The following is a 3,199-nucleotide window of genomic DNA, read 5'->3' on the forward strand; positions in this document are numbered from 1 at the left end:
GCCAAGACCGCCCCGCACCCAAACCCACCCCGCTACAATCCCCACACCCAAGCCGTTGACCAGCAGTAATGGAAAAGTACGGCTGGAGTACTAGTACTCCAGCTGGACTTCGGTGCATGTCGGCGAGCATCCAGCGTTACCCGGTGGGCTCGTTGCCGTCGAACTCCCAGACCGCCGGCAGGCGGGCGGCAGCCCACTCGTAAGGCCGCGGTCCTTTGGCTCTTTCGCCGCGGGAGAGCCGCTGCCGTGCCTCGTCGGGGCCCTGGGCCGATGAGGTGCTCGATGCGGGGGCCGTGGACCTGCTGGGACTTCGGCACGGCCACGGCGTAGGACAGGCCGGCGTCTTCCAGGAAGCGTCGGAAGCGAGAGTCCTGCCCATAGGTGGCATCTGCCGCGACCCAGGCGATGGGCAGCGGCGGGACAAGGGCCCGCAGGACCATGGTGCGGGCCAGTTCGTTCCTGTACGAGCTCGTGGGAGGGGTGGCGGGCGTCGCTGAAAGCCGAGTTCGGGGCGATCTTTGCGCATCTGGAGGCACGACGGAGACGTCAGCTGACGGGGGCCGAGGCCCGGTCGATCGGTCATGGCGGGATCGGGCTGGTCGCCCGCGCTGCGCGCGTCAGGGAGGCCACCGTGTCGCTGGGGGTACGCGAACTCGACTCCGCGGACGCTTCCCTGGGGCGAGCACGCCGGCCGGGCGGGGGCCGAAAGAAGCTGGCTGCCCTTGATCCCGGCCTGCGGCCCGCGCTGCTGGCTCTGGTCGAGCCGGAAGAGCGAGGGGACCGATGTCGCCGTTCGCGTCAGCCGGTGGCGGGCGAGGTGCCCAGGAAGCCGGACAGGGCGTCCAGCAGCCGGTCGACGTCCTCGTCGCTGTTGTAGGGGGCCAGACCGATCCGCAGTCCACCCTCATCACCCAGTCCGAGCCTGCGGGATGCCTCCAGCGCGTAGAACGAGCCGGCCGGAGCGTCGACGCCTCGCTCCGCAAGGTACCGCGAGGCAGCGGCGGCGCTCCGCCCCGCCGGAGTGAGCAGCAGTGTCGGCGTGCGGTGGGCGGCCCGGGAGTGCACGGTGACACCGCCGAGAGCGGCCAGTCCTTGCTCGATGCGGGCCCGGAGGGTGTCCTCGTGGGTCTCGATCGCTTCGAAGGCGGCGAGGAGCCGTTCCCGGCGGGTGCCGTCGGTGCCAGGGGCCAATCCGGCGAGGAAGTCCACCGCCGCGCGGGCGCCGGCGAGCAATTCGTAGGGCAGCGTGCCCAGTTCGAAGCGTTCGGGAACCACGTCGGTGGAGGGCAGGAGCTTGTCCGGTCGCAGCGTCTCCAGCAGCTCGGGGCGGCTCGCCAGCACGCCGAGGTGTGGGCCGAGGAATTTGTACGGCGAGCAGACGAGGAAGTCCGCGCCGAGGCCGGGCAGGTCGACGGCGGCGTGCGAGGCATAGTGCACCGCGTCCACATGCAACAGCGCTCCGGCCCGGTGTACGAGGTCGGCGACGGCCGGGATGTCGGGGCGGGTGCCGATCAGATTGGATGCTGCGGTGATCGCGACCAAGCGGGTGCGCGCGGAGAGCACCTGTGCGATGTCGTCCGTCGTCAGCTCACCGGTGGCCGGGTCGAAGTCTGCCCAGCGGACGGTGGCGCCCACAGTCTCGGCCGCCTGGATCCAGGAGCGGATGTTGGAGTCGTGGTCGAGCCGGCTGACGACCACCTCGTCGCCGGGGCCCCAGTTCTTGGCGAGGGTGCGCGACAGGTCGTAGGCGAGCTGGGTGGAGCTGCGGCCGAAGACGATGCCCCGCGGATCGGCACCCAGCAGGTCGGCCAGCGCGCGGCGGGCGCCGGTCACGGCAGCCTCCGCGTTGCGCTCGCCCTCGGTGGTGAGACCCCGGTTGGCCAGCGGGTTGGCCAGTGTGTCCGCGATGGCGTCGATCACCGGTTGCGGTGTCTGGGTGCCGCCGGGGGCGTCGAAGCGGGCGGTTCCCGACTTCAGGGCGGGGAACTGGGCGCGGACGGCGTCGACATCGAAGCTCATGCGTACTCCTGTAGGCGAGATGACGAGGTGAGCGCCACGGTACGGGGTGCGGGAGCACGGCTGCCGGTGCGGGGAGCCCTGCTTGCCCGGTACCGCTGCGGCGCGGGGCCGAGGAACGCGGCTCCCTCCCTTCCGCATGTCTGCCGCCGGTCCTTCGGGATCCCACAGCAACGCCCGGCACGGATCAGTGATGTCGAGCTTCGGGTCGGCACACATTGGCTACGGCGCATCGTGATCCGCTCAGACGGACGGCGCCGCGGTCGAAGCGGTCGGAGTGGTCCGCAGCTGGTCGACGCCCGAGCGCATCGCCCATACGAACAACGATGAGCGCGACGGTGCCCACCGTGACGGAGTCGTATGGCGTCGGCAAGCGCCCGGATTCGCCGAAGGTGCCGAGCCAGGACCGGTCCTGCAGGTGCAGTTGAACACTCCCGAGACGGGCAACGCACTGTCCGGACGGGTCCTCGACGAACTCCTCACCGTCCTCGCCACGTTGGACGACGACCCCGGCATCCGAGTGCTGGTCCTCTCCGGCGCGGGAGACAACTTCTGTCTGGGCGGAGAGCGGAGCGAGTTCGCCGAGCTGCTCGCCGCCGCCCCCGGTGGGGCGGGCCTCCACGCCCTGGGCAACAAGGCGCGCCGGGTGTGCGACGCACTCGCCACCACTCATGCGGTCACCATCGCCCGGCTGCACGGCGGAGTGATCGGAGCAGGCCTGGGACTCGCGATCTTCTGTGATCTGCGGGTCGGGGCGGACACCTGCCGGTTCCGCATGCCGGAGCTGGGCCTCGGAGTTCCGCCGGCCTGGGGCGGGGTCCTTCCCCGGCTGCTCGCCGAGTCGGGGGCGGCGAAGGTCCGTGAGCTGATACTCACGGCGGACAACTTCGATGCCGTGCGGGCGGCGGAACTCTCCATACTCCACAAGGTCGTCCCGGAGGACGACCTCGACAGCACCATCGTGCGGTGGACCAAGCCCCTGGTCCGCAGGTCTCCCGCGGCCCTGCGGAGCGCCAAGGTCATGCTCAATGCCTACGCGGGCGCTGCCCGCCTCGCGGACGCCTCGCTCTTCGACGCGGAGCTGCTGACCGCCTCGGTGGCGGCGGCGCAGACGGCGCGGGCGCGCTGAACTGCCGGACCCCCAGGGCATGAGTGAGGCCCGGCACGCGTTGCGGTGCCGGGC

General features: G+C 71.1%; 3 protein-coding genes and 1 pseudogene. 2 read left to right on the plus strand and 2 right to left on the minus strand.

The genetic code is table 11. From position 1 onward, the window contains the following. Positions 1–32: 32 nt before the first annotated feature. Positions 33–536, minus strand: coding sequence for a transposase (locus ACFU6I_RS48230; RefSeq protein ID WP_384380850.1), 504 nt, complete (start codon positions 534–536; stop codon positions 33–35). Here ACFU6I_RS48230 and ACFU6I_RS48235 point away from each other — a divergent pair. Continuing rightward, a pseudogene (locus ACFU6I_RS48235) lies at positions 494–847 on the plus strand (ISAzo13 family transposase); the annotation flags it as partial. The gene ACFU6I_RS48230 and the pseudogene ACFU6I_RS48235 sit on opposite strands and share 43 nt — an antisense overlap. On the opposite strand, the gene ACFU6I_RS48240 reads toward ACFU6I_RS48235, so the two are convergent. Then, on the minus strand, positions 799–2,019 hold the full coding sequence (locus ACFU6I_RS48240) for a cysteine desulfurase-like protein (protein WP_384380853.1): 1,221 nt from the start codon (positions 2,017–2,019) through the stop codon (positions 799–801). The pseudogene ACFU6I_RS48235 and the gene ACFU6I_RS48240 overlap by 49 nt on opposite strands. Before the next feature lie 415 nt (positions 2,020–2,434). Between ACFU6I_RS48240 and ACFU6I_RS48245 the strand changes: the two genes are divergently transcribed. After that, complete coding sequence (locus tag ACFU6I_RS48245) at positions 2,435–3,145, plus strand: enoyl-CoA hydratase/isomerase family protein (RefSeq protein ID WP_384380855.1); 711 nt, start codon at positions 2,435–2,437, stop codon at positions 3,143–3,145. Positions 3,146–3,199: the final 54 nt, after the last annotated feature.

Source organism: Streptomyces sp. NPDC057486, assembly GCF_042802415.1.
GTDB lineage: Bacteria > Actinomycetota > Actinomycetes > Streptomycetales > Streptomycetaceae > Streptomyces > Streptomyces yanii.